Raw genomic sequence first — 23966 nt, 5'->3', positions numbered from 1 at the left:
GGAAGTTTGAGACCGTCGGCGTTACGCGCCGGCGGTCTTTCTCATTTCAGCGACAGCCTGAACGAGGCGGTCCAGTTCTTGCGGCTTGGACAGACGGTGGTCACCGTCCTTGATGATGTCGAGACGCACATCGCCGCCTTCGTGCTTTTCAAGCAGGGCCAGCTGCATGCGCCACGGCACGCTCTCGTCCAACTTGCCCTGAAGGATATGGATCGGGGCTGGGATGCGGATGGGGCTGTCGAGCAGCAGCCAGTTGCGGGCTTCTTCGAACATGTTGAGCGTCAGTTCATAGCTGCCGAGGCCAGGATCGGTAATCAGCGCCTCGCCGTCACGCATGATGGCCTGACGAATATGGTCGGGTAGGTCCGGCCACATCAACCGCTCGGTGAAGTCCTGAGCCGGATTGACCAGCACCATACCGACCACCGCTTGCGGACGCGCCACAGCCGCCAGCAGCGATACCCAGCCGCCCATCGACGACCCCACCAGAATGACCGGACGGGCCAGCATGTCGATCAGGGCGATACAGTCCTCGCGCCAGCGACCGATGATGGCCTTCTTCCACTCGCCGGACGAGACGCCGTGGGCGAAATGGTCATAGCGGACATAGTTCCAGCCGCCCTTGCGGGCGGCCTCGTCCAGCGCCAGTGCCTTGGTGCCTTCCATGTCGGAACGGAAGCCGCCGACCCAGATCACGACCGGACCATCACCCTCGACCTGCTTATAGGCGATGGTCTCGCCATCGGGACGGGCAAAGGACTTGATCTGATCCATGGTCTTCCTCTCGCGCTTGGGACCGAAAACGGGTAGCCATCCCCCAATAGCAAAGTGAAGGCCGATCCGCGTGTCCCAATCGCCCTCCCGCGCAAATCCGCGCGTCCTGTTCATCAGTCCGAACCGTATCGGCGATAGCGTGATTGCCTTGGGGATCGTGCGAGAAATTGGTCGCCAGTGGCCGAATGCCGAGATCACCGTGGTGACGTCGGGTATGGCGTCGTCCTTCTATCGGGCCGCGCCGGGGGTGGCGAAGATCATCCCGATCAACAAGGAAAAGCGCGGCGGTCACTGGATCAAGCTTTGGAACGCTGTACGCGGCCAAAGCTGGGATGTTGTCATCGACACGCGCGGCTCGGCTACGGCCTATCTGCTGCGAGCCAAGAAGCGCATTGTCTATACGCGCAAGCTGGAAACCGGAGAGCCGAAGGTTGAGGTCATCACCCGCCTGATGTCGGCCCCGCAAAGCCTGGAGCCGGAACTCTTCATCGACGACCGCGCCCGCGCCGAGGCTGCGGCTGTCGTCGATCCGCAACTGAGGTCAGGCGCGGGTGCCGGTCCAATCCTCGCATTGGCGCCCATCGCCCACCAGAAGGGCAAGAGCTGGCCGGCTGACCGCTGGGCGGCTCTGGTTGCCAAGCTGAAGGCAGAGCCGCGGTTCGATGGCTGGCGCTTCATGCCGGTCGGTGGTCCGGGTGATCATCCGCCGGCCACTCCCGCTCTGGCCGAAGCCGGTGATCGCGGCATCGACTGTGTGGGCAAGACCGACATCATCGCCTCTGCCGCCGCCATTGATCGCGCCGCACTGTTCGTCGGCAATGACAGCGGGCTGATGCACGTCTCGGCAGCCACCGGCACGCCGACACTGGGCCTGTTCGGTCCGACCGAATGGTGGCTCTATGGTCCGCGTGGGCCGAAAACCGCGACGGTGGCGTCCAACAACACTCGTGGTCAGTTCGCCCCGATTGAAGACTTGACGGTGGACGCCGTGTTCGACGCCACGGTCAAACTCTACGACACCTACTATGCCGGAGCGCTGAAATGACCGAGCGTCCGCAGGTCCTGTTCATCAGTGCTGACCGCATCGGCGATGCCATCATGTCTATCGGCGCGATCCGCGAGATCGGCCGCCAGATTCCGGATGCCGAGATCACCGTCGCTGTCGGCCCGACCGCTGCCGCCCTGTTCCGCGCCGCACCCGGCGTTGTGAAGGTCATCCCTTGGAAGAAGCAGAAGCTCTCCGGCCACTGGCGCACGCTGTGGAAACAGACGGTTGGCACGAAGTGGGCCATGGTCGCCGATGTGCGGGGATCGGCGATGAGTCTGTTCTTGCGGGCCAAGGAACGCCGCCTCTACAGCCGCGCGCTGGAGAAGGGCGAGATGAAGGTCGTCACCTTCTCCAACATGATGAAGGCCAAACAGGTCGCAGAGCCGGAAATCTTTCTCGATGAAGCTGCCTGTGCCAAGGCGGACGAGATCATCGGTAACGATACCTCGCCCATCATCGCCTTTGCGCCAATCTCAACCGCCGCGGATCGCAGTTGGCCAAAGGAACGCTGGGCGGCGCTGGTTGAAAAACTGATGACCGAGCCGCGTTTCGACGGTTGGCGGTTCATGATGGTCGGTGGTCCAGGCGACCATGATGCGGCGGCACCGTCACTGGCTGTATCCGGAGATCGCGGTATCGATGCCGTCGGCAAAGGCGACATTCTGGCTTCCGCCGCAGCGATCAGCCGCGCCACGCTTTTCATCGGCAATGACAGCGGCCTGATGCACGTTTCAGCGGCTGCGGGCGTGCCGACGCTGGGCCTGTTTGGGCCCAGTGAGTGGTGGCACAAGGCACCTTGGGGACCGAAAGGCCGGGTGCTGGCAGCCGCTTCGGTCCGCGGCGAGTTCGCCTCCATCCAGAACCTGAGCGTTGATCAGGTATATGAAGAAGTCCTCAAACTGCATGAAAGCTTTGCAGGAGCGGCCAAGGTCGCAACGACGGCGCCTTGAATTTCCGGCCTTACATCGCCATATTCGCGCCGCTGGAGGCCTGTCGGGAAGCGCGACGGGTTCCAATACAGTTTTGACCACATAAGGAAACGACGCCCATTCGCCGTCCAATGCAAGCGCCGCCCGTAAAGGACGGCCCGCCGATGAACCAAGATATCCGTGCACCTCGCGTTCTGCTGATTGACCAGAACGGCGAAAAGCAGGGTATCATGCCGCTGTCCGCTGCACTTGAAGCAGCTGAAGAGGCAGGTCTGGATCTCGTCCAGATCGTGAACAATCCGGAAGCGCCGGTTTGTAAGATTCTGGACTACGGCAAGCATCGTTTCCAAGAGCAGAAGAAGAAGGCCGAGGCACGCAAGCGCCAGAAGGTCGTCGAGCTCAAAGAAATCAAGCTGCGTCCGAACATCGACACCCACGACTACGAAGTTAAGGCCAAGTCCATGCGCCGCTTCTTCGAAGAGGGCGACAAGGTCAAGGTGACCCTGCGCTTCCGCGGTCGTGAAATGGCTCACCCGGATCTCGGTATGAAGCTGATGCACAAGGTGCAGGCAGACTTCGACGAAGTCGCAAAGGTCGAGTTCGCGCCGAAGATGGAAGGCCGTCAGATGATCATGATCCTGGCTCCGCGCTAAGATCACCGATTATCCGGAACTTCCGGACCGATATTCATGGACACCCCGCGATGTAAGTCGCGGGGTGTTTGTGTATCGCCATAGGCCCCAAGCGCTTGCTTTTTGGGCCCTGGGGGCTTATGACCCGCCCCTTCGTATCTACGAACCGCCGGGCGAATAGGCATTGCCTGGGCGGTTCTGAAACGGACGTCGCCTGATTTTCCTCGGAAATGATGGGGGCGACCCTCAATCAGAGAGAGTCAAAATGCCGAAGCTTAAGACGAAGTCGGGCGCCAAGAAGCGCTTCAAATTCACTGCATCGGGCAAGGTCAAGGCTGGCGTCGCTGGTAAGCGTCACCGTCTGATCAGCCACAACTCGAAGTACATCCGCCAAAACCGCGGCACTTCGGTTATGGCCGACGCCGACGCTAAGAAGATCAAGAGCTACATGCCGTACGCCTAAGGCGCGGCTATCTGATCTCCTAAAAGCACTGAATTTGAATTTGTGTCCCTGACGCAGTTCGGCGCCGAGCGACGAACGATAGGGACCCCCCAAAAGGGAAAACAACATGGCTCGCGTTACCCGGGGCGTTACGTCCCACGCCAAGCACAAGAAGGTCCTGAAGCAAGCCAAGGGCTTCTACGGCCGCCGCAAGAATACCATCCGTACGGCTAAGGCTGCTGTTGACCGTGCCGGTCAGTACGCATACCGCGACCGTCGCACCAAGAAGCGCAACTTCCGCGCTCTGTGGATCCAGCGCATCAACGCTGCTGCCCGCGCTGAAGGCTTCACCTACTCGCAGTTCATCCACGGCCTCGACAAGGCTGGCATCGTTCTGGACCGTAAGGTTCTGGCTGCCATCGCCGCTGACGAAGCTGGCTTCAAGGCAATCGCCGAGAAGGTCCGCGCTGCTCTGGCCTAAGTCTTTGGCCTAAGAGAAAGCACGATCTGCTTAAAAAGCGCCCGCTCCGGTCATCGGAGCGGGCGTTTTTGCATTCTGGCCCCTATGCCCTCTGCTAAGAGGGTGACGAACGGGCCACGGCCCGATAAAGCACAGCGCAAATGACTGATCTCGTCCAACTCGAAACCGAAATCACCCAAGCCATCGGCGCGGCAGAGACTGTCGCGGCCCTTGAAGAGGTGCGCGTTGGCGCCCTCGGCAAGTCCGGCTCTATCTCCCTCCTACTGAAAGGCATGGGCCAACTTAGCCCCGACGAGCGCCGCGAGCGCGGGCCGGTGCTGAACGGCCTGCGTGACCGTGTGACCACGGCGCTCAATGCCAAGAAGGCCGAGCTTGAGGCCGCAGAGCTGAACGCCCGTCTGCTGGCCGAGCGTGTCGACCTGACCCTGCCGTCGCGCCCGCGTCGCAAGGGCGGCGTCCACCCGACCATGCAGGTCATGGACGAGATGATCGCCATCTTCGCCGAGATGGGCTTTGCCGTCGCCGAAGGTCCGGACATCGAGGACGACTTCCATAACTTCACCGCGCTGAACTTCCCGCCGAAGCACCCGGCGCGCGAAATGCACGACACCTTCTTCCTGAAGCCGGATGCCGAGACGGGCGAGCGCAAGGTTCTGCGCACACATACCTCGCCAGTTCAGGTGCGCACGATGATGTCGCAAAAGCCGCCGATCCGCATCATCGCGCCGGGCCGCACCTTCCGTAAGGATTCGGACGCGACCCATACCCCGATGTTCCACCAGATCGAAGGTCTGGTCATCGACCGCGACGTCAACATGGGTCACCTCAAGACGACGCTCGAGACCTTCATGGCCCGCTTTTTCGAGCTGGACGATGTGCAGGCCCGCTTCCGCCCGCACCACTTCCCGTTCACCGAGCCGTCGGCCGAAATGGACATCCGTTGCGACCGTTCAGGCGGCAAGCTGGTGCTGAACACCGGCGAAGACTGGCTCGAGATTCTGGGCTGCGGCATGGTTCACCCGAACGTGTTGATCGCCTGCGGTCTGGACCCGAACGAATACCAAGGCTTTGCCTTCGGCATGGGCGTGGATCGTCTGGCCATGCTGAAATACGGCGTGCCGGACCTGCGTCCGATGTTTGATGCCGATACGCGCTGGCTGTCGCACTACGGCTTCTCGGCCTTCCAGGCCCCTAACCCGGCCTCTGGCCTGAGCTGAGGAATATTTCCATGACTGATATCTTTTCCGAAGAAGCCGGCCGCGCCGTTGTAGAAAAGACGGAGTTCACGAAGGAAGCCATCTGGCTACCTTTGCTGGCCGTCCAACACCAGAACGCTGGCCAGCCGGTCATCAAGGGCAAGACCTTCACCGACTGCCTGTTCGAAGGTCCTGCCCTGATGGTGCCGGTCAACGAGTGCCATTTTGACGGCTGCAACATGGGAGCCGTTCGGGATCTGAACTCGCTGTTCTATGCGCCGAAGGGTCTGGTTCTGGTGGGTGCGGTTCCGTTCGAGGATTGCCGCTTCATCAACTGCCGCTTCTCGCAGGTCGGTTTCACCGGCCACCCCGACTTCATCAAGAGCATGGCCGAAGGCCTGACGCTGGCACGCGAGGGCTGATCTATGTCCAACAACCAAGACATCACCATCCCGGCTATCGGTGCCGGTCCGGTTTATGAAAACCTTAACATCTGGCTTCCGGCGCTGGCTATCGAAGCCAGCCGTACCGGCGACTCAGTGATCGAGGGCAAGACCTACCGCAACTGCATGATCGAAGGTCCGGCTGTACTGCTGCCGCTGGGCGCGTGTAATTTCGACGGCTGCAACATGGGCGACGCGCAGGGCGATATCCGTAATCTGCTGCTGCAACCGATGGGCCCGCAAAAGGTCACCGGCACCATCGCCTTCAAGGACTGCCAGTTCGTCAACTGCCAGTTCATCCGCGTTGGTTTCACGGGCACGCCCGATTTCCTCGAGCAGGTCCAGCAGGTCCTGACCGGAGGGGCTGCGTAATGAAGTTCACCCTCTCGTGGCTGAAGGATCATCTCGATACCTCGGCTGACGTGAACGCAGTTGCGGACGCCATGACCATGGCGGGTCTGGAAGTCGAGGACGTTGTCGATCCGGTTTCCAAACTGGCTCCGTTCAGCGTGGCCAAGATTGTTTCGGCCGAACGCCATCCGAACGCCGACCGCCTTCAGGTCTGCCAGGTGGACACCAAGGACGGCCGCAAGGAAATCGTCTGCGGCGCGCCGAACGCCCGTCCGGGCCTGACCACCATTTATGCGCCGATCGGTGCCTATGTGCCGGGCCTTGATGTCACGCTGGTTGAAAAGCCGGTGCGCGGTATCGTCTCGAACGGCATGCTGTGCTCGGGCGGTGAACTGCAACTGCCGGACGAGAACGACGGCATTCTGGAACTTTCGGACGATCTGGCTGTCGGCACCTCGGCAGCGGACGTCTTCGGTCTGGAACCGGTGATCGACTTCGAAGTTACCCCGAACCGTCCTGACTGGCTGGGTGTCGCAGGCATCGCCCGCGATCTGGCGGCGGCCGGTGTAGGCACGCTCAAGACGCCGGCTATTGAAGCGGTCGCCGGCAAGGGTGCATCGAGCATTTCGGTTCGCATTGCTGCGCCGGAACTGTGCCCGACCTTCGCTGGCCGAGTGATCCGTGGCGTCAAAAACGGCCCGTCGCCGAAGTGGCTGCAACAGCGCCTGACGGCTATCGGTCTGCGCTCGATCAACACTCTGGTCGATATCACCAACCTGATTTCCTACGACCGCGCCCGCCCACTGCATGTCTATGACGTGTCCAAGCTGGAAGGCTCGGAAATCGTCGTGCGTGCCGGTCAGGACGGCGATGCCCTGCTGGCTCTGGACGGCAAGGAATACGCGCCGACTGCCGCTGACTGCGTGATCGCGGACAACGGCGGTGCCCGCGCTATCGGCCTTGGTGGCGTGATGGGTGGCGAGAGCACCGGCTGCTCTGACGAGACGGTCGATGTCTTCGTCGAGAGCGCCTGGTTCGAGCCGATTGTGATCGCCCAGACGGGCCGCTCGCTGGGTATCAACTCCGATGCACAGTATCGTTTCGCGCGCGGCGTCGACACCCACTCGGTCGTGCCGGGTCTGGAACTGGCCACCCAGCTGATCCTCGATCTGTGCGGCGGTGAAGCTTCCGACATCATGGTTGCAGGTGAAGCGCCAGCTGCGCCGCAGGGCTTTGCCTTCAATCCGGCCTTTGTGAAGCGCCTGTCGGGCATGGACCTGACCGAAGACCGGATCGCCGAAATCCTGACGGCACTCGATTTCAAGGTCGTGCGCGGCAGCCCGTGGACCGTTACCCCGCCGACGGCGCGTCGTGACGCCCACGGTCCAGCCGATCTGGTGGAAGAGGTGGCCCGCATTGAAGGCTTCGCCTCGCTGCCATCCACGCCGCTGCCGTTCGTGGCACCGCCCGCCGGTGGCATCCTCAGCGCGCGTCAGGCCCGTGTCCGCACTGCGCGTCGCGCTCTGGCGTCGATGGGCTATGCCGAGGCCGTGACCTGGTCGTTCACCAAACAGTCGAAGGCGCAACTCTTCGGCGGTGGCGACGACAAGCTGGTTCTCGAAAACCCGATTGCTTCGGACCTCGACTGCATGCGTCCTTCGGCCCTGCCGAACCTGATCGAAGCGGCGGCACGCAATGCCGCGCGAGGTCATGCCGATGCGGCTCTGTTCGAGATCGGCCCGATCTATCTGGGCGATGGTCCGAAGGATCAGCGCACTACCATCACCGGCCTTGTGGCCCCGCACGCCGACCGTCACTGGCAGGGTGCAGGCGATGATGCCCTGTTCACCCTCAAGGGTGATCTTGTGGAACTGCTGGAGTTGATCGGTGCGCCGGTTGGCTCGCTGCAGCTTGTTCAGGGTCAGAACCGCGAATGGTGGCACCCGGGTCGTTCGGCCCGTCTGCAACTGGGCCCCAAGAACATCATCGTAGAGTTCGGCGCGCTGCACCCTTCGGTGCTGAAGACGCTGGATGCCGATGGTCCGATGCTGGCCTTTGAAATCGTGCTCGACAATGTGCCGGAGCCCAAGGGCAAGGGCGGCAAGGCTCGCGGTGCGGCAGCTCTGTCGAACCTGATGCCGCTGACCCGCGACTTCGCCTTCGTGGTCGAGGAAGCCAAGGCCGTCGGCGATCTGCTCAAGGCTGTGGCCGGTGCCGACAAGGCGCTGATCACTGACGTTCGCGTGTTCGACGTCTATCGCGGCAAGGGCGTGCCGGAAGGCCAGAAGTCTATCGCTCTGGAGGTCGAACTCCAGCCGCGTGAAGCCACCCTGACCGATGCTGAAATCGAAGCCGTCGTGGCCAAGATCGTCGCCGCCGCCACCAAGGCCGGCGCGGTCCTGCGGAGCTGATGCATGTCCGAGAAGAAGCCTTGGGCCGAGACGACGTTCGAGCGCAACCTGTTCCGCGCCCGTTGGCTGATGGCCCCCTTCTATCTGGGGCTGGTGCTGGCGCTCGTCATGCTGCTCTCGGTATTCGTACAGGAAGTGATCCATTTCCTGCCGCAGGCCTTCGTGTTTGGCGAAGGTCACATGACGGCGGACACGGCCATCCTTGCGATTCTCAGCCTCGTTGACCTGTCGCTGGCAGGCAATCTGCTGCTGATCGTCATTTATTCCGGCTACGAGAACTTTGTCTCCAAACTGGATCTGGACGAGAACCACGTGGACCGTCCGCCTTGGATGGGCACGGTGGATTTCTCGGGCCTGAAGATGAAGCTGATTGCCTCCATCGTGGCGATCTCGGCCATCTCCCTGCTGAAGGCCTTCATGAACCTGGGCAAGCCTGGCTACGACATCAATCAGGCGTCGCTGATGTGGGGAGTGATCATTCACCTTACCTTCGTGACGTCGGGTGTGTTGCTGGCCCTGATGGACTGGGTCGCGTCCAAGACCGACAAACACTGAAGACCGATCACCGTCGGAAAACAGGGTCGAAAGCCTCGCGCTTTCGGCCCTTTTTCTTGCGTTCAGCGCTCCATCTTGGCGATTGCAATGATTGGTTAACCCTAAAGCCCCAAGTCTGCCGCAAAAGGTCGCGACGGTTCCTTCCTGCCGCCCAACGTATCGGGCCGCCGTCCAATCTTCGGGAGTTTGACGACATGCATCGCCGCCAATTGATCCGCACCACTTTCGGCATCGCTGCTGCGGGCGCCTTGCCGATGGGCCTGGGTGCTTGCGCTACGCGCGGCCAGAACACCGGCAATCCCAACTATCCGATCGCGTCGGACCAGACGGCACAGGCCTATACCTTCGATGAACTGGTCGCTGCAGGCTCGCGCGAACTGGGTATCGCCTCCGAAGCTATTGGCGGCGCAATCGAGCGCATCTTCTCGGACCAAGGCGGTGCGCCGACCGCCTATATCGCCGGTGAAGAAGCGGCCGGTGCTGTGGTGGCCGGTCTGCGTTACGGCCGCGGCGCTCTGCACATGAAGGACATGTCGGCCTCGCAGGAAGTCTTCTGGCAGGGTGCGTCCATCGGTTGGGACTGGGGTGGCAACGCCAGCCGCGTCTTCACCCTCGTGTACGGCCTGTATCACCCCGACATGCTTTACCGCCGCTATCCGGGCGTCGAAGGCTCGGCCTATGCCGTTGCCGGTCTGGGCGTAAACTATCAGCGCGCGGATGGCATCGTGCTGGCTCCGGTTCGCACCGGTGTGGGCCTGCGTCTGGGTGCCAACGTCGGCACCATGAGCTACAGCCGCCAGCGCAACATCCTGCCGTTCTAAGCGGATCACGGATTAAAAGATCAAAAGGCCGGAGCGATGCTCCGGCCTTTTTCTATTCAAGCGTGGGCACCAGCGCCTCCAACCCCTCGCGATAGGATGGATAGCGCGGACGCCAGCCCAGCTCGGCCTTGGCGCGCGCATTGGCGATGCGTTTGGAGTCCAGATAGAAGCGGCGCATCGCGTCGCTGACACTGGGGTCATCCAGATCCACCTCGGGCGGCAGGGGTACGCCCAGACGGGCCGCAGCCCATTCGGTTACCTTGTCTGCCGGGGAAGGCGTGTCGTCGGTCAGGTTATAGATGCCGCCGGGCCTCGGGCTTTCCATCGAGGCAAACAGTCCCGAAACCACGTCGTCGATATGGATGCGGTTGAAGACCTGATCGGGTTTGCGCACCAGTTTGGCGCGCTTCTGCATCAAACGTTCCAGGATGTTGCTGTGCGGGCCATAGAAGCCCGGAAGACGAAATATCTGGACCGTCAGACCCATACCGCGAGCGCTGTCCAGCCAGTCGCGTTCGGCCTTCACACGCCGCGCACCTTCGAGGGTTGCCGCATTCAAGGCATCCCCCTCGAACGCCCACCCGCCCTGACGGTCACCATAGACGCTGGTCGAGGAAATATAGCCGATCCAGTCCGGCCATGCGTCTGCGGCCCGCAGATGAGAAAGCGCACCGAGACCCGGGCATCCATTGGCATCCGGTGGCGTCGTCACCAGAATATGCGAGGCGTGAACGCCCGCCTGCGCCAGCGCGGTTTCATCTGACGGATCAACCGCGATGAAGCCTGCCGCCTCCAGCGCGTCACGGCGCTCACTGCGGCGCGAGGTGCCATAAACGCGCCAGCCTCTGGCCAATGCCTCGCGACCCGCAGCCTCCCCGACATATCCCGTGCCAAAAACCAGCAGGGTGGGCGTAGAGGCGGGCGTCGTCATAGAGGAAAGAACCTTCGGATCAGGATGGGCGCGATACGGTCGCGCTATCTGTGTCCAGTGCTTTGGCGCGGCCTTCGTTCCATGCTGAAACGCAAGGAATCTTTGCCTTATCGCAACGGTCCGCATATCGCCGCGCAATCTCGGTCACGTCGGCCATCAGACCCTGTTCGAGCGTGATGGGATCAAGGCCAAGGGCCTTGAAGCCGTCGTTGGCTACGACCAGTTCGTTTTCATCCGCTTCCTGACGAGGATTAGGCAGGTTGGCGACGGTAGCTCCGGTGATGTCGGCGACCATCTGGGCCAGATCGCGCACACGGCGGCTCTCGGTCATCTGGTTGAGGATTTTGACCCGTTCGCCGCGCGCGGGCGGGTTCTTGAGCGCCAGTTCAACGCAGCGCACGGTATCCTGAATATGGATGAACGCCCGGGTTTGACCACCCGAGCCATGGACCGTGAGCGGATAGCCGACCGCCGCCTGTATCAAGAAGCGGTTCAGCACGGTGCCATAGTCACCGTCATAGTCGAAGCGGTTGATCAGACGCTCGTCCAGCTTGGTCTGTTCAGTCTGGGCACCCCAGACAATGCCCTGGTGAAGGTCGGTAATCCGCAGCTGATCGTTCTTGGCGTAGAACTGGAACAGCAGAGCGTCCTGCGTTTTGGTCATGTGATAGATGCTGCCCGGGTTCGGCGGGAACAGGATTTCCTGCTCGGTCGGGCCAAAGTCCGTATCGACCGTCACCTTCAGATAGCCCTCGGGGATTTTAAGCCCGGCGGTCGTATAGCCGTAGACGCCCATGGTCCCGAGGTGGGCCAGATGGATGTCCAGACCGCTATCGACCATCGCGGCCAGCAGGTGGTTGGTGGCGTTCAGGTTGTTGTCGACAGTGTACAGCTTGTGCCGCGCCGACTTCATCGAATAGGGCGCGGCGCGCTGCTCGGCGAAGTGAACGATGCTGTCGGGCTGCCACGATTTGATCAGGCCCAGCAGGTGCTCATAGTCCTTACCGACGGTCAGGTTTTCGAAGGCGATGCTGCGCCCCGACACCTCGTGCCAGGCCTTGATCCGGTCCTGGATGGAGGTGATGGGCGTCAGCGACTGAACGCCCAGCTCGTTGTCGATATTGCGGCGGCTGAGGTTGTCGACGATAAGAACGTCCCACCCCTGTGCGGACAGGTGAAGGGCCGTGGGCCAACCACAAAAACCATCACCACCGAGAACCATCACGCGCATCGACTAACCTCCGTTTCAGCCTGTGGGCCTGCCTACAGCAGGGCCTCGATCGCTTCGCGGGCCTGTTGGCCCAGATCGGGGCGTTTCAGAGCCAGCGCTACGTTTGCACGGAGCAAGCCGATCTTGTCGCCGCAGTCATGGGTCACACCTTCGTACTCATAGGCTGTGAACTCCTGCTGCTGCATCAGACGGGCCATGGCATCGGTGAGTTGGATTTCGCCACCGGCACCAGCCTCCTGCGTGGCCAGAAGATCGAAGATTTCCGGCTGGAGGATATAGCGACCCGAAATGGACAGGTTGGACGGGGCAGTCCCCTTGGTCGGCTTTTCGACCATCCCCTTCATGGTCATGGAACGACCGTTGCGCTCGGCGGGGTCGACAATGCCGTATTTGTGGGTCTGGTCGTCGGGGACCTGTTCCACACCGATGACATTGCCGCCGACCTGCGCATAGAGGTCTGCCAGTTGCTTGAGTGCACCCGGCTGGCTGTCGACAATCACGTCCGGCAGGATAACAGCGAAGGGCTCGTCGCCGATGATGTCGCGGGCACACCAGATGGCGTGGCCCAGACCCTTGGGCTTCATCTGGCGGGTGAAACTCATCTCGCCGGCGCGGGCCAGCTCGCCGTTCATCACGTCCAGAATCTCGGTCTTGCCCTTGGCCTCTAGCTGGGCTTCCAGTTCAACCTGATGGTCGAAATAGTCTTCGATGGCCTGTTTGGCGCGCCCGGTGACAAAGACGATGTGCTCGATGCCCGCTTCGCGCGCCTCTTCGACGATGTAGGACAGGATGGGCCTGTCTACGACGTTCAGCAGCTCCTTCGGGGTGGTCTTGGTGCCGGGAAGAACGCGCGTTCCCAGACCGGCAACTGGCAAAACCGCCTTGCGAAGGCGGGCGTGTGAACTCGACATAGATAATCCAGAGCAGCCTATGATGGTGCCAGTCATAGGGGCATTCTGGCCCCGGTCAAACGGCTGTTCTGTAAACAGCCGTTCGCACCGGAGGTTCACGGATTATTCGACCGTGACGGATTTTGCCAGATTGCGCGGCTGGTCCACGTCGGTGCCCTTCTGAACCGCTGTGAAATAGGACAGCAGTTGCATGGGTACGGCATAGACCAGAGGGGCTGCGATCGGGTGAACCGCAGGGGCCGCGATACGCTGGATGCCTTCACCATGCAGTTCCGGCGCATTGGCTGGCGCGATCATGATGACGGGGCCGCCACGCGCTGCGACTTCCTGAAGGTTTGAGGCCGTTTTTTCGTACAACTCGTCCAAAGGCGCGAGTGCGATGGTCGGAGTGTATTCGTCGATCAGGGCGATGGGGCCGTGCTTCAACTCGCCTGCCGCATAGCCTTCGGCGTGGATGTAGCTGATTTCTTTCAGCTTCAGCGCACCTTCCATAGCCAGCGGGAACATTGCACCGCGACCGAGGAACAGCACGTCGCGGGCCTTTGCCAGTTCCTGCACCAGATTACGGATGGGCGCATCCATATAGAGGGCTTCGGAAATCAGGCGCGGAGCCTCGAACAGGGCGCGAACCAGTTCGGCTTCCTGCTCGGCATTGATGCGGCCACGGGCCACACCGGCCGCGATAGCAAGCGACAGCAGGGCGGCGACCTGTGCGGTGAAGGCCTTGGTCGAGGCGACACCGATTTCCGGGCCCGCATGGGTCGGCCACAGGACGTCGGCTTCACGCGCCATCGACGAGGTGTGCACGTTAACGACAGCGGCGGTCTTGAGCCCCTTTGCCTTGCACCACGTCAGACCCGCCAGAGTATCCGCCGTCTCGCCTGACTGGCTGACGGCGACGGCCAGCGTGCCCTTGGTCAGGGCGGGGTCGCGATAACGGAACTCCGAGGCGATTTCGACGTCGCACGGCAGACCGGCATATTTCTCGAACGCATAGCGACCGATCTGACCCGCATAGAAGGCGGTGCCGCAGGCGATGATCTGTATGCGGTCGATATTGGCGAAATCGACCGTGGCGGGCTTGGCCTTGGCGGTCACCAGATCGAGGTATTCGGACAGGGTGTGCTGGACGCTGTCCGGCTGTTCATGGATTTCCTTTTCCATGAAGTGGCGGAAGCTGCCCTTTTCAACGAGGGCGCTGGAGGCCGCGACCTTGACGATCGGGCGATCAGCGGGCTTGCCGGTCACGTCGAAGATACGCGCGTCGGTGCGCGTCATAGCCACGTAGTCACCTTCTTCCAGATAGGAAATCTTCTGGGTGAATGGACCGACGGCCAGAGCGTCCGAGCCAAGGTACATCTCGCCCTCGCCCCAGCCGACGACCAGCGGACTGCCACGGCGGGCACCGAGGATCAGTTCATCCTCGCCCTCGATCAGTACGGCCAGCGCATAGGCACCGGTCAGGCGGTCCAAAGTAGCCTTGAACGCTTCCAGCGGTGCAAGGCCCGAGGAGATATTGTGATCCAGAAGGTGGGCGACGACCTCTGTGTCGGTCTGGCTTTCGAACACATGGCCTTGTGCCTGTAGTTCGGCCTTAAGCTCGGCGAAGTTCTCGATGATGCCGTTATGCACGAGACAGACGCGGCCTGCCTTGTGCGGGTGGGCGTTGGCCTGCGTCGGTGCACCGTGGGTGGCCCAGCGGGTGTGGCCGATGCCAACCGAGCCCTTGATGGGGTCTTCGGCCAGTACGGCTTCAAGATTGCGGATCTTGCCCTTGGCTCGACGACGGCGGATGCCGGTGTCGTCCTGCACGGCAATACCGGCGGAATCGTAGCCACGGTATTCCAGCCGCTTCAGGCTATCGATCAGACGAGGAACAACAGGACCGGTTCCGCTGACGCCAATGATGCCGCACATGGGTTGTACTCCGACAAAAGTGGGTCCGGTTTTGCGTCGGTGCCCCAGTTTGAGGTAAGCGAGAAGGTTCAGCTTTTCGCCTTAGGGATCGCACATAAGCATTGTGCGCCGTAAGGGCATCAAAAAATGGGTTTCGGAAGGTTTCCGAACACCCCGGTTTGTGAAGGATCACGCCTTTGGGCGAGAGAAAATATTTCGGCACCGACGGTATTCGCGGTCGCGCCAATACGCACCCGATGACGGCCGAAGTCGCTTTGCGCGTGGGTCTGGCTGCGGGCCGATTTTTCAGCACCGGTGACGACCGCCGCCATCTGGTGGTGATCGGCAAGGACACGCGTCTGTCGGGCTATATGATCGAGCCGGCGCTGGTGTCGGGTCTGGCTTCGGTGGGCATGGACGTGCGCACCTTCGGTCCGCTGCCGACGCCGGGTGTGGCCATGATGACCCGCTCCATGCGCGCCGATCTGGGCATCATGATCTCGGCCTCGCACAACGACTATGCCGACAACGGTATCAAGCTGTTCGGCCCAGACGGCTATAAGCTGTCCGACGAGATCGAACTGAAGATCGAAGCCATGATGGACGAGACTCTGAATGAGAACCTCGCACCGTCAAACAAGCTGGGCCGCGTCAAGCGTATCGACGATGCTCCGCCGCGCTATATCGAAATCGCCAAATCGGCCTTCCCCAAGCGTCTCAGCCTCAAGGGGCTGCGCATTGCCATCGACTGCGCCAATGGTGCGGGTTACCGCGTGGCTCCGACGACGCTTTACGAGCTGGGTGCCGAGGTCTTCCCGGTCGGTGTCGAGCCGAACGGCCTGAATATCAATGCCGAGTGCGGTTCGACCCATCCGGAGACTGTTTCCGAGGCGGTGAAACGCTATCGCTGCGACATTGGTATCGCGCTGGATGGTGACGCCGACCGCGTCATCATCTGCGACGAAAAGGGCCATGTGGTCGACGGCGACCAGATCATGGCCCTGATCGGTCTGGACTGGGCCAAACGCGGCCGTCTGAACGGCAACGGCGTGGTGGCCACCGTCATGTCCAACCTTGGTCTGGAGCGCCGCCTGAAGGCCGAGGGTCTGACGCTGGAGCGCACCAAGGTGGGCGATCGCTATGTCATGGAGCGCATGCGTTCGGGCGGTTTCAACATCGGTGGCGAACAGTCTGGCCACATCATTCTGAAGGACCATGCCACGACCGGTGACGGCTTGATGGCGGCGCTTCAGGTTCTGGCGGTTCTGGTGGAGGCAGGCGTGCCGATGAGCGAACTGGCCCGCCAGTTCGAGCCGGTGCCGCAGTTGCTGAAGAACGTGCGTTACACCTCGGAAGCTCCGCTAGAGACCGAGAACGTCAAAAAGGTCATGGCCGAAGCCGAGGCCCAGCTGAACGGCTCGGGGCGTCTACTGGTGCGCAAGTCCGGTACGGAAAAACTGATCCGTGTCATGGCCGAGGGCGACGACGAGGCCTTGGTCAAACGGGTTGTTGCCGAAGTGTCCGACGCGGTCGCAAAGGCAGGATAGAACCAAGAAGGGGCGGCTCGCACGGGTCTCCCTTTTTCTATGCCAGTTGCTGAGCCAGCTCCTCGATGCGCTGACGCAGGTCGGGCACGGCGATGGTTTCCCAGAATGCGGCGCGAGCCGGTGGGCCAAGGACGAAGAAGGTCGGGTCTTCGGTCCCGTTCTTGCCGATAGCCTGACCGGAAGGTGCAACCTGAAGTCCGAGGCCCAGCGGATCAATGCTGAGGCGGACCGCTGCGACCAAGGGCGCGGTTAGCGGGTCACGCGCGGGATCATGGCCCGGACCGGTACAGTCGATGACCCATTGGACCGACGCAATACGCTCGCCATGGGTACCACGCGGGTTCCAGACGACATCGAGGCCTCGGTCGTTTTCGGTAATGGATTTCACACGCCCTGCCGCGATTTCCAGACGGCCTGCTTCGCCCAGTTGATCGATGACTGCGGCGACATCCGGCGCGATGCGGTGGCGGTGGACATCCCACCACGGACGCAGATGGCGCAGGAAGCGGGCGCGGGTGTCTGTATCCGCCGCTTCCCATAGTGTCGCCGTGCGGGATCGGTAGCCGTCCATCACATCACGCCAGTCGCTGCTGACTGCCACAGCGCGGGCGGCCTTTACGCGGCGCGAAAGACACCCGGTCAGAGCGGCATCCGGCAGAGGCGCAGCTTGGTGACGGCCATAGATATGGGCACGCGGGGCCAGACCACGGCGGGAGAGAGCAACAGCCTTACCCTCCCAACCAGCCGCGTTCAGGCTCAGGAAGACATCCACCATCGTCAGCCCTGTACCGAGGACGAGCACGTCGTCGCTCATACCGATCTGTTCCAGCGCCCCCTTGGCCCATGGGTCGGGAATGGAGCGGGCGCTGTCGCTATCTCGGCTGGTTCGCGGGGGTGGATTGCCGCTGGCTAACACGACGGCGCGGCCCTCGATCTTCGTGCCGTCGGCCAGCGTCACCGTGGTGCCGTTGATGGCGGTGGCCTGTCCTTGAACCCAGCGGATCAGGTCGGGATGGGACTTCTCCACGGCCCCCAGTCGAGACTGAATATAGGCACCGTACAGTCGACGCGGGGCAAAGCCTTCGGGGTCGGCATGGTCTGGATGATGGACTTCCAGCCATTGCTGAAAATCGCCAACCTTATCCGCCAGCGCGCCCATATTGGCGGTCCGCACATTCAAGCGATGCACGTCTTCTTGGGTGGAATAGGCGACGCCGAGGCCGAGCTGTTCTGACCTCTCAATCACGACGCTGGCCTGTCCTTTTTCGGCAAGGCGGGCCGCCAGCATGGAGCCGGAGAAACCCCCGCCGATAATCAGGACAGGAAGGGCACGCGTCGTCGTCATCAGAAAATCCGCTTAGATTTCCTGATTGAATGCCCCGATTTCAGGATGGTTGGCCAGACGTGGCTTCACCTCTTCACGGAAGAGTGCGCGCATGTCGTCTTCGGACTGCATGCTTTCGACCACCACAACCAGTTCCGGCTTGTTGGAGGAGGCGCGGACCAGAACCCACGACCCGTCTTCCAGATGCACACGGATGCCGTTGACGGTGATGACCTCGACGATGTTGCGGCCAAGGATCGAGCCACCGCTGGCGGCCAGTTCCTCGTATTCCTTTACGATGCGGGCCAGCACGTCGTACTTCAGCTCGTCATCGCAATGCGGCGACATGGTCAGGCTGGTGTAGGCGGGCGGCAGAGCCTGCTTCAGCTCCGACAGCCTCTTGTCGGGATTGCGATCCAGCATCGACAGGATGGCCGCGGCGGCGACGATGCCATCGTCATAGCCATGGCCCAGATCACCCGCCATGAAGAAGTGGCCCGACTTTTCAAAGCCCGCCAGCGCACCAATCTCGGCGGTCTTGCGCTTGATGTAGGAGTGGCCGGTCTTCCAATAGACGGTGGTCGCGCCATTGGCCTTCAGGACTTCGTCGGTCTTGTAGAGGCCCGTCGACTTCACATCGACGACGAAGGTCGAGTTGGGATAGACGGCCGACAGATCGCGGGCCAGCATCAGGCCGATCTTGTCAGCGAAGATTTCCTCGCCGGTATCATCCACCACGCCACAGCGGTCGCCGTCACCGTCGAAGCCCAGAGCGAGGTCAGCACCGGTTTCGCGAACCTTGGCCGCCATCTGCATCAGCATGGCGTGGTCTTCGGGGTTCGGATTATATTTGGGGAAGGTGTAATCGAGCTCGGTATCCATCTCGATCACCTCGACGCCCATGCGGCGCAGCGCCTCGGGCGCGAAGGCACCGGCCGTGCCGTTGCCACAGGCTGCAACGACTTTCAGCGGGCGCTTGATCTGCGCCTTGGTGGCGACATCAGCGATGTATTGCTCGGCGAAATTCTCGACGCGGGTCAGGGTGCCTCCGGCACGCTCCACACCCAGACCGCCCAGCACGATCTCTTTCAGGCGGGTCATTTCGTCAGGACCGAAGGTCAGCGGCTTGTTCGCGCCCATCTTCACGCCGGTCCAGCCGTTCTCGTTGTGGCTGGCGGTGACCATGGCCACGCAGGGCGCGTTCAGCGCGAACTGTGCATAGTAAGCGGTCGGCGACAGGGCCAAGCCGATATCCCGCACCTCCATACCGCCTTGCAACAGGCCGATGGTCAGGGCCTGTTTCACCGATAGCGAATAGCTGCGGAAGTCGTGACCGATGACGATCTTGGGCTCGATATTCTGCTCGTGGATATAGGTCGCCAAACCCAGACCCAGCGCCTGAATACCCAGAAGGTTGATCTCTTTCTCAAGGATCCAGCGGGCGTCGTATTCGCGGAACCCCGTGGGTTTGACCAGTGCCTCGGTCTCGAACGCGGCCGTGTTGGGCTTCAGGTCCTGACGGGGTTTCAGCATTTGGGTATCCGTAGCCTATTGGATCGGGCTGGATCACCGGGGTGATCGCGCCGTTATGATGGGGCCTCTTAGACCATCGGCAGCGACGGTCTGGCAACCGTTAGAAGCGCGCACCAAGGGTGACGGTTCTGCTAAGTCGTCAATACAGCCTTGACCGATGGAGCCACGGCCCATAGCCATGCCCTAAGATAACGGAGTGCTCAATGTCGCGTCTGATCCTGCTGCGCCACGGCCAAAGCCAGTGGAACCTCGAAAACCGCTTTACCGGCTGGGTCGATGTCGATCTGACCGCAGAAGGCGAGGCGCAGGCCCATCGTGGTGGCGAACTGATCGCCGAGGCCGGTTTCAAACCGTCGGTGATGTTCACCTCGGTTCTGAACCGCGCTAAGCGCACCGGTGCGATGGCCCTGGAGGCTGCGGGCCTGACGGGTGTTGAAGTCATTGAAGACTGGCGTCTGAACGAGCGCCATTACGGTGGTCTGACGGGTCTGGATAAGGCCGAGACGGCTGCCAAGCACGGCGACGATCAGGTCAAAATCTGGCGCCGTTCGTATGATGTGCCGCCGCCGCCGCTGGCCGCCGACAGCGAATACAGCTTTGCCAACGACGCCCGCTATGTCGGCAAGGACATTCCGGACACCGAGAGCCTGAAGACCACGCTGGACCGCGTGCAGCCCTATTGGGATGCCGAGATCGCGCCGCGTCTCAAGGCCGGTGAGGACGTCCTGATCGCTGCGCACGGCAACTCGCTGCGCGCCATCGTGAAACTGCTGTTCAACGTTGCCGACGACAAGATCGTCGAGGTCGAAATCCCGACCAGCAATCCGCTGGACATTGAACTGGATGCCAATCTGAAGCCGGTTTCGGCCCGCTTCCTTGATCAGAGCCGCGCTACGCCGCTGCCGGAAATCGCCTGAACATGAGCAACACCGGATTGGAACAGGACGAAGTCTTCATGCGCCGCGCCATTGAGCTGGCGATGGAAAACATGGGCAAGACCTGGCCCAATCCGGCGGTTGGCTGTGTGATCGTCAAAGATGGCCAGATCGTTTCCGAGGCTGCCACTGCTGCGGGCGGTCGTCCCCACGCTGAAGAGCAGGCAGTACCTGCGGCGGGAGAGGCGGCCAAGGGCGCGACTGCCTATGTAACGCTGGAGCCCTGCGGGGCGCGTTCCTCGGGCCGCAAATCCTGCGCCCAGTTTCTGGCCGAAGCGGGTATTGCCCGCGTGGTCATCGGTGCGTTCGATCCTTCCCCTTTTGCGTCGGGCCGTGGCGTAGAGCGTCTGCGGGGTGAAGGCCTTCAGGTGGATGCCGGCGTGGCGGAAAAAGAATCCCTCTATCTCTGTGAGGGTTTCTTGCACCGTCTGGAAACCGGTCGCCCCATGGTGCGCGTTGCAACCGAAGGCACGGGTTTTGACGCCCGTTTTGCAGCTTCGCCCAAGGCTGATCTCAAGAACGAACTGAACCGGCTGGGCGAGGCGGGCTATACCCGCGTCTGGACCACCGAAGGCCCGTTGGCCGATGCCCTACGCGAGCAAGGTCTGCTCACCGAATAGGGTTGCGGCAAAGCTTCCTTAATGCACCGGTAGCCATATTGGCCGCATGAGTGAAGCAGACGCCCCCATCCGCAAGCGACCGACGCAGGCCGAGGTAGATATCATCTGCCAAAAGCACGACCGTTTGTGGCAGGCGCGGCCCGGTGGTGCGCGCGCCGTTTTTGCGTGGATGGACCTCAGCGGGCTGGACCTGAGCGGACGCAATCTCACCGATGCCGACTTCACGGCGGCCAGCCTGATCGGCACAAAACTCGCAAACGCCAAACTGGATAACGCCAACTTCTTTGGCGCGGATATGCAGGATATCGACCTCACCGGTGCCAGCCTTCGACGCGCCGATTTGCGCGGGGCATGCCTGCGCGGTGCCGATCTGTCCGGGGCCGACATGTTCGAGGCAGACCTGCGCGAAGGGGCCATTGCCGCCTCCGATGCCAAGCTGGGTTATCGCGTCCTTGAGGCCCGCAAACGCGCCGACACCGAGGCGCAGGGGGCCAATCTTTCGGGGGCCAACCTCCAACGCTCGCGCCTGACCGGCATCGTCGCCATAGCGGCCGATTTCACCGACGCAGTGATGAAAGACTGCAAGCTGGTACGGGCAAACCTTAAACAAGCCAGCTTCCGCGGCGCTGACCTCGCGGGTGCCGATCTTTCGGGTGCCGATCTGTCTGGAGCGGATATGTCGGGCGCTATTTTGGTCGGGGTGAAGTCGACCATGTGGCGCGCCGACGGGGCCAATATGGACGGGGCGCTGACCGATAAAGGCTCGTCTGCCGAACCCATCGCGGCCCTGCCCGCCGCCGATATGCTGCGTGTCCATGCCCAGTGGTGCGAGACGGGCGGTGCCGAGGGTCAGCCGTCGGTGTTCGATGGTGTCGACCTGCGGGTGCTGGGATCGATTGCGGGGCTGAACCTGACGGCCCTGTCGGCAAGGGGCGCGGTCTTCTACGGGCTGGATATGGAAGGTGTGCAGCTTCAAGGCGCACAACTTGAAGGGGCCGATCTGCGCTCCGTGAACCTGCGCCGCGCCGATCTTCGCGGAGCCAGGCTGGCCGGTGCGCGATTGAACGGTTCGGACCTGCGAGATGCCCAACTGGGGCCACTGCTGCTGGCCGCTGACCGATTGCTTCCTGCGGACCTGACAGGAGCCAATCTGCGTGGCACCGATCTGACGGGGGCGGATATGCGCCGTGCCAATCTGACGGATGCCGACCTCTCACGGTCCCGCATTGTTGATGCCCAACTTCGCGGAGTGAACCTCCGCCAGACCCGCATGGAAAGCTTGCGCGGAATGGACGCGCAGGCCTTGCGCGCGGCTGCCGAAGCCTGACCCTTAAAAAAAAGGCGGCCCCTCCGAAGAGGGACCGCCCGTAAAGCAGGGGAGGAAGGTGCGGTTACGCGGCCTTATTGGACTCGACCTTGCTTTCGATCAGGGTCGAACCGTCAGCGATCTCGATACGGCGCGGCTTGAGGGATTCCGGCAGTTCGCGCTGAAGTTCGATGGTCAGCAGGCCGTGGTTCAGAGCGGCACCCTTCACCACAACATAGTCGGCCAGCTGGAAGCGGCGCTCGAAGTCGCGCTCGGCAAGGCCACGATGCAGGAAGGTGCGCTGGACCGTCTCGTCCTGCGGAGCCTTCTTACCGGTCACGGTCAGCAGGTTTTCCTTGGCTTCGATTTCCAGCTCTTCCGGCGCGAAACCGGCGACAGCCAGCTCGATGCGATAGGCATCTTCGCCGGTGGTCTCGATGTTATAGGGCGGCCAGCCGTTTTCCTGGCTGGTGCGGGCGGCTGTTTCGATTTGACGGGCCAGACGATCAAAACCGACGGCGGTACGGAACAGCGGGGAAATGTCATAGGTACGCATCTGCATCCTCCTGAAAGGTCAGCAAGGTTGGGTGGCGCGGCGATTTTGCCCCGAGCCACATGAGGGATCAGCCAGAGCGAGCCTTTCTAGGCCTCGTTCGGACCGGAAGGCCCGTAAGCGGCACCTTCAATATGCAAGTTAGGAAGCCGTTTTTGCCGTTCAAGGGGTAAAACGACGTGATGCGGCCTTGCCGTAAGCGCGAAGCACCTTAACAATCGCGCCACGCCTTTTTGAACGCCGACACGGAGATCTCGATGCGACCGCTCGTCTTTGGTGCCTTGGCAGCCACCGTCCTGATTTCAGGATCGGCTATCGCGCAAACCGCCCCTACCGAATTTCCGGCCCAACTGCCCCACCGGCAGGGCTTGTCGATGGAAATGCCGAACGTGGGTGAGGACACCCAGCTTCAGGCTGCGATCGCCGCACCCACGCGCCCCGAGGCGGACAAGGCGCGCGACGTGTATCGTCATCCGATGGAGACCCTGACGTTCTGGGGCTTGCAGCACGGTCAGACCATCGTCGAGATCGAGCCGGGCCGCGCAGGATGGTGGCGCAATATTCTCGAGCCCTACGCCGCTGCGACCGGTGGGACCTATGTGGGCGTGAGCCGTCCGCTGGACGGCATGGGTGTCGAAGATGGCACGGCTGATATCGTAGTCGTGGCGCGCGCATTCCATAACTGGTCGCGCGATGGCCGCGTCGGCCCCTATCTTCAAGCCTTCTATAAGGCCTTGAAACCGGGCGGTGTGCTGGCCGTGGAGCAGCACCGCAGCGGCGAAGGTGTTGCGGTCGAAACGGTCGCTCCTACCGGTTACGTGCCCGAGAGCTGGGTGATCCGTATGGCGCGCGAGGCGGGCTTTGAACTGGATGCCCGCAGCGACCTGAACGCCAACTCCGCCGATGATCACGATCATCCCTTTGGTGTCTGGACCTTGCCGCCCATCCGCCGCTCCGAGCAGGATGGCCGTACTCTCACTGCCGAAGAGCGCGCTGCGTTCGATGCGATCGGTGAAAGCGACCGGATGACGCTTCGCTTCCGCAAACCCCTTACGGCCCAATGATGGCCTAATCGCTGTGCGAGAAGCGCGGCGAA

General features: G+C 62.0%; 24 protein-coding genes. 16 read left to right on the top strand and 8 right to left on the bottom strand.

Annotated features, from left to right (window positions below; translation table 11 throughout):
- Nucleotides 1–21: 21 nt before the first annotated feature.
- Nucleotides 22–774 carry an alpha/beta fold hydrolase gene (locus OB03_RS00980; RefSeq protein WP_242912678.1) on the bottom strand — a complete coding sequence of 251 codons (753 nt, stop codon included), beginning with the start codon at nucleotides 772–774 and terminating at the stop codon, nucleotides 22–24.
- Nucleotides 775–844: 70 nt separating this feature from the next.
- Here OB03_RS00980 and OB03_RS00975 point away from each other — a divergent pair, with 70 nt between their 5' ends.
- The 11 genes from OB03_RS00975 to OB03_RS00925 all read left to right on the top strand — a co-directional run bounded on the left by OB03_RS00975 (nucleotide 845) and on the right by OB03_RS00925 (nucleotide 10083).
- Nucleotides 845–1819 carry a glycosyltransferase family 9 protein gene (locus OB03_RS00975; protein ID WP_461342912.1) on the top strand — a complete coding sequence of 325 codons (975 nt, stop codon included), beginning with the start codon at nucleotides 845–847 and terminating at the stop codon, nucleotides 1817–1819.
- On the top strand, nucleotides 1816–2772 hold the full coding sequence (locus OB03_RS00970; protein WP_461342911.1) for a glycosyltransferase family 9 protein: 957 nt from the start codon (nucleotides 1816–1818) through the stop codon (nucleotides 2770–2772). The genes OB03_RS00975 and OB03_RS00970 overlap by 4 nt, the downstream gene beginning before the upstream one ends.
- A 110-nt stretch (nucleotides 2773–2882) precedes the next feature.
- Nucleotides 2883–3404: a translation initiation factor IF-3 gene (gene infC, locus OB03_RS00965; protein WP_461342910.1), complete on the top strand. Its 522-nt coding sequence runs from the start codon at nucleotides 2883–2885 to the stop codon at nucleotides 3402–3404.
- A gap of 244 nt (nucleotides 3405–3648) precedes the next feature.
- The gene (rpmI, locus tag OB03_RS00960) at nucleotides 3649–3846 is read left to right on the top strand and encodes a 50S ribosomal protein L35 (RefSeq protein WP_123286286.1); all 198 of its coding nucleotides are present in this window, start codon (nucleotides 3649–3651) and stop codon (nucleotides 3844–3846) included.
- A 106-nt stretch (nucleotides 3847–3952) separates the two neighbouring features.
- Nucleotides 3953–4306: a 50S ribosomal protein L20 gene (gene rplT, locus OB03_RS00955; RefSeq protein WP_242912692.1), complete on the top strand. Its 354-nt coding sequence runs from the start codon at nucleotides 3953–3955 to the stop codon at nucleotides 4304–4306.
- A gap of 140 nt (nucleotides 4307–4446) precedes the next feature.
- The gene (pheS, locus tag OB03_RS00950) at nucleotides 4447–5523 is read left to right on the top strand and encodes a phenylalanine--tRNA ligase subunit alpha (protein WP_461342909.1); all 1077 of its coding nucleotides are present in this window, start codon (nucleotides 4447–4449) and stop codon (nucleotides 5521–5523) included.
- 11 nt (nucleotides 5524–5534) lie between these two features.
- Nucleotides 5535–5924 (top strand): hypothetical protein, encoded by a 390-nt coding sequence (locus OB03_RS00945; protein ID WP_242912707.1) that lies wholly within the window; start codon nucleotides 5535–5537, stop codon nucleotides 5922–5924.
- 3 nt (nucleotides 5925–5927) lie between these two features.
- On the top strand, nucleotides 5928–6317 hold the full coding sequence (locus OB03_RS00940; protein ID WP_242912709.1) for a hypothetical protein: 390 nt from the start codon (nucleotides 5928–5930) through the stop codon (nucleotides 6315–6317).
- The gene (pheT, locus tag OB03_RS00935; RefSeq protein ID WP_461342908.1) at nucleotides 6317–8707 is read left to right on the top strand and encodes a phenylalanine--tRNA ligase subunit beta; all 2391 of its coding nucleotides are present in this window, start codon (nucleotides 6317–6319) and stop codon (nucleotides 8705–8707) included. The genes OB03_RS00940 and pheT overlap by 1 nt, the downstream gene beginning before the upstream one ends.
- A 3-nt stretch (nucleotides 8708–8710) precedes the next feature.
- Entirely contained in the window at nucleotides 8711–9262 is a 552-nt protein-coding gene (locus OB03_RS00930) for a TIGR00645 family protein (RefSeq protein ID WP_242912711.1), read from the top strand.
- 194 nt (nucleotides 9263–9456) lie between these two features.
- Nucleotides 9457–10083: a DUF1134 domain-containing protein gene (locus tag OB03_RS00925; protein WP_242912712.1), complete on the top strand. Its 627-nt coding sequence runs from the start codon at nucleotides 9457–9459 to the stop codon at nucleotides 10081–10083.
- Nucleotides 10084–10135: 52 nt separating this feature from the next.
- On the opposite strand, the gene OB03_RS00920 is transcribed toward OB03_RS00925, so the two are convergent.
- The 4 genes from OB03_RS00920 to glmS form a co-directional block, all read right to left on the bottom strand.
- Entirely contained in the window at nucleotides 10136–11014 is an 879-nt protein-coding gene (locus OB03_RS00920) for an SDR family oxidoreductase (RefSeq protein WP_461342907.1), read from the bottom strand.
- 19 nt (nucleotides 11015–11033) lie between these two features.
- The gene (locus tag OB03_RS00915) at nucleotides 11034–12245 is read right to left on the bottom strand and encodes an NAD-dependent epimerase/dehydratase family protein (protein ID WP_461342906.1); all 1212 of its coding nucleotides are present in this window, start codon (nucleotides 12243–12245) and stop codon (nucleotides 11034–11036) included.
- A gap of 32 nt (nucleotides 12246–12277) precedes the next feature.
- Nucleotides 12278–13156 carry a UTP--glucose-1-phosphate uridylyltransferase GalU gene (galU, locus tag OB03_RS00910; protein ID WP_242912718.1) on the bottom strand — a complete coding sequence of 293 codons (879 nt, stop codon included), beginning with the start codon at nucleotides 13154–13156 and terminating at the stop codon, nucleotides 12278–12280.
- 102 nt (nucleotides 13157–13258) lie between these two features.
- Nucleotides 13259–15073, bottom strand: coding sequence for a glutamine--fructose-6-phosphate transaminase (isomerizing) (gene glmS / locus OB03_RS00905; protein WP_461342905.1), 1815 nt, complete (start codon nucleotides 15071–15073; stop codon nucleotides 13259–13261).
- Nucleotides 15074–15249: 176 nt separating this feature from the next.
- Between glmS and glmM the strand changes: the two genes are divergently transcribed.
- Complete coding sequence (gene glmM / locus OB03_RS00900) at nucleotides 15250–16599, top strand: phosphoglucosamine mutase (RefSeq protein WP_242912722.1); 1350 nt, start codon at nucleotides 15250–15252, stop codon at nucleotides 16597–16599.
- A gap of 37 nt (nucleotides 16600–16636) precedes the next feature.
- Here the strand turns inward: glmM and OB03_RS00895 are convergent, their stop codons facing one another.
- Both OB03_RS00895 and OB03_RS00890 read right to left on the bottom strand, forming a co-directional pair.
- Nucleotides 16637–17944 carry an FAD/NAD(P)-binding protein gene (locus OB03_RS00895; RefSeq protein WP_461342904.1) on the bottom strand — a complete coding sequence of 436 codons (1308 nt, stop codon included), beginning with the start codon at nucleotides 17942–17944 and terminating at the stop codon, nucleotides 16637–16639.
- 12 nt (nucleotides 17945–17956) lie between these two features.
- Nucleotides 17957–19456, bottom strand: coding sequence for a phosphomannomutase/phosphoglucomutase (locus tag OB03_RS00890; protein WP_461342903.1), 1500 nt, complete (start codon nucleotides 19454–19456; stop codon nucleotides 17957–17959).
- Nucleotides 19457–19659: 203 nt separating this feature from the next.
- Between OB03_RS00890 and gpmA the strand changes: the two genes are divergently transcribed.
- Genes gpmA through OB03_RS00875 form a run of 3 tightly spaced genes read left to right on the top strand, consistent with a single transcriptional unit; the run spans nucleotide 19660 to nucleotide 22338 of the window.
- Nucleotides 19660–20373, top strand: a complete 714-nt coding sequence (gene gpmA / locus OB03_RS00885; RefSeq protein WP_242912728.1) for a 2,3-diphosphoglycerate-dependent phosphoglycerate mutase — start codon at nucleotides 19660–19662, stop codon at nucleotides 20371–20373.
- Nucleotides 20374–20375: 2 nt separating this feature from the next.
- On the top strand, nucleotides 20376–21011 hold the full coding sequence (locus OB03_RS00880) for a bifunctional diaminohydroxyphosphoribosylaminopyrimidine deaminase/5-amino-6-(5-phosphoribosylamino)uracil reductase RibD (RefSeq protein ID WP_461342902.1): 636 nt from the start codon (nucleotides 20376–20378) through the stop codon (nucleotides 21009–21011).
- 46 nt (nucleotides 21012–21057) lie between these two features.
- The gene (locus OB03_RS00875) at nucleotides 21058–22338 is read left to right on the top strand and encodes a pentapeptide repeat-containing protein (RefSeq protein WP_461342901.1); all 1281 of its coding nucleotides are present in this window, start codon (nucleotides 21058–21060) and stop codon (nucleotides 22336–22338) included.
- 64 nt (nucleotides 22339–22402) lie between these two features.
- Here the strand turns inward: OB03_RS00875 and OB03_RS00870 are convergent, their stop codons facing one another.
- Complete coding sequence (locus OB03_RS00870) at nucleotides 22403–22873, bottom strand: Hsp20 family protein (RefSeq protein WP_461342900.1); 471 nt, start codon at nucleotides 22871–22873, stop codon at nucleotides 22403–22405.
- A 254-nt stretch (nucleotides 22874–23127) separates the two neighbouring features.
- Here OB03_RS00870 and OB03_RS00865 point away from each other — a divergent pair, with 254 nt between their 5' ends.
- Nucleotides 23128–23934, top strand: a complete 807-nt coding sequence (locus OB03_RS00865; protein ID WP_242912736.1) for a class I SAM-dependent methyltransferase — start codon at nucleotides 23128–23130, stop codon at nucleotides 23932–23934.
- Nucleotides 23935–23966: the final 32 nt, after the last annotated feature.

The sequence above is a fragment of the Brevundimonas sp. GN22 genome, assembly GCF_054824005.1.
Note: the sequence above shows the minus strand (reverse complement) of the source record. Positions and strands in the feature narration are given on the sequence as shown.

Coding starts and splice junctions, on each gene's coding strand:
- OB03_RS00980 (WP_242912678.1), bottom strand. CDS start 774: ATGGATCAGATCAAGTCCTTTGCCCGTCCCGATGGCGAGACCATCGCC.
- OB03_RS00970 (WP_461342911.1), top strand. CDS start 1,816: ATGACCGAGCGTCCGCAGGTCCTGTTCATCAGTGCTGACCGCATCGGC.
- infC (WP_461342910.1), top strand. CDS start 2,883: ATGCAAGCGCCGCCCGTAAAGGACGGCCCGCCGATGAACCAAGATATC.
- rpmI (WP_123286286.1), top strand. CDS start 3,649: ATGCCGAAGCTTAAGACGAAGTCGGGCGCCAAGAAGCGCTTCAAATTC.
- rplT (WP_242912692.1), top strand. CDS start 3,953: ATGGCTCGCGTTACCCGGGGCGTTACGTCCCACGCCAAGCACAAGAAG.
- pheS (WP_461342909.1), top strand. CDS start 4,447: ATGACTGATCTCGTCCAACTCGAAACCGAAATCACCCAAGCCATCGGC.
- OB03_RS00945 (WP_242912707.1), top strand. CDS start 5,535: ATGACTGATATCTTTTCCGAAGAAGCCGGCCGCGCCGTTGTAGAAAAG.
- OB03_RS00940 (WP_242912709.1), top strand. CDS start 5,928: ATGTCCAACAACCAAGACATCACCATCCCGGCTATCGGTGCCGGTCCG.
- pheT (WP_461342908.1), top strand. CDS start 6,317: ATGAAGTTCACCCTCTCGTGGCTGAAGGATCATCTCGATACCTCGGCT.
- OB03_RS00930 (WP_242912711.1), top strand. CDS start 8,711: ATGTCCGAGAAGAAGCCTTGGGCCGAGACGACGTTCGAGCGCAACCTG.
- OB03_RS00925 (WP_242912712.1), top strand. CDS start 9,457: ATGCATCGCCGCCAATTGATCCGCACCACTTTCGGCATCGCTGCTGCG.
- OB03_RS00920 (WP_461342907.1), bottom strand. CDS start 11,014: ATGACGACGCCCGCCTCTACGCCCACCCTGCTGGTTTTTGGCACGGGA.
- OB03_RS00915 (WP_461342906.1), bottom strand. CDS start 12,245: ATGCGCGTGATGGTTCTCGGTGGTGATGGTTTTTGTGGTTGGCCCACG.
- galU (WP_242912718.1), bottom strand. CDS start 13,156: ATGTCGAGTTCACACGCCCGCCTTCGCAAGGCGGTTTTGCCAGTTGCC.
- glmS (WP_461342905.1), bottom strand. CDS start 15,073: ATGTGCGGCATCATTGGCGTCAGCGGAACCGGTCCTGTTGTTCCTCGT.
- OB03_RS00895 (WP_461342904.1), bottom strand. CDS start 17,944: ATGACGACGACGCGTGCCCTTCCTGTCCTGATTATCGGCGGGGGTTTC.
- OB03_RS00890 (WP_461342903.1), bottom strand. CDS start 19,456: ATGCTGAAACCCCGTCAGGACCTGAAGCCCAACACGGCCGCGTTCGAG.
- gpmA (WP_242912728.1), top strand. CDS start 19,660: ATGTCGCGTCTGATCCTGCTGCGCCACGGCCAAAGCCAGTGGAACCTC.
- OB03_RS00880 (WP_461342902.1), top strand. CDS start 20,376: ATGAGCAACACCGGATTGGAACAGGACGAAGTCTTCATGCGCCGCGCC.
- OB03_RS00875 (WP_461342901.1), top strand. CDS start 21,058: ATGAGTGAAGCAGACGCCCCCATCCGCAAGCGACCGACGCAGGCCGAG.
- OB03_RS00870 (WP_461342900.1), bottom strand. CDS start 22,873: ATGCGTACCTATGACATTTCCCCGCTGTTCCGTACCGCCGTCGGTTTT.
- OB03_RS00865 (WP_242912736.1), top strand. CDS start 23,128: ATGCGACCGCTCGTCTTTGGTGCCTTGGCAGCCACCGTCCTGATTTCA.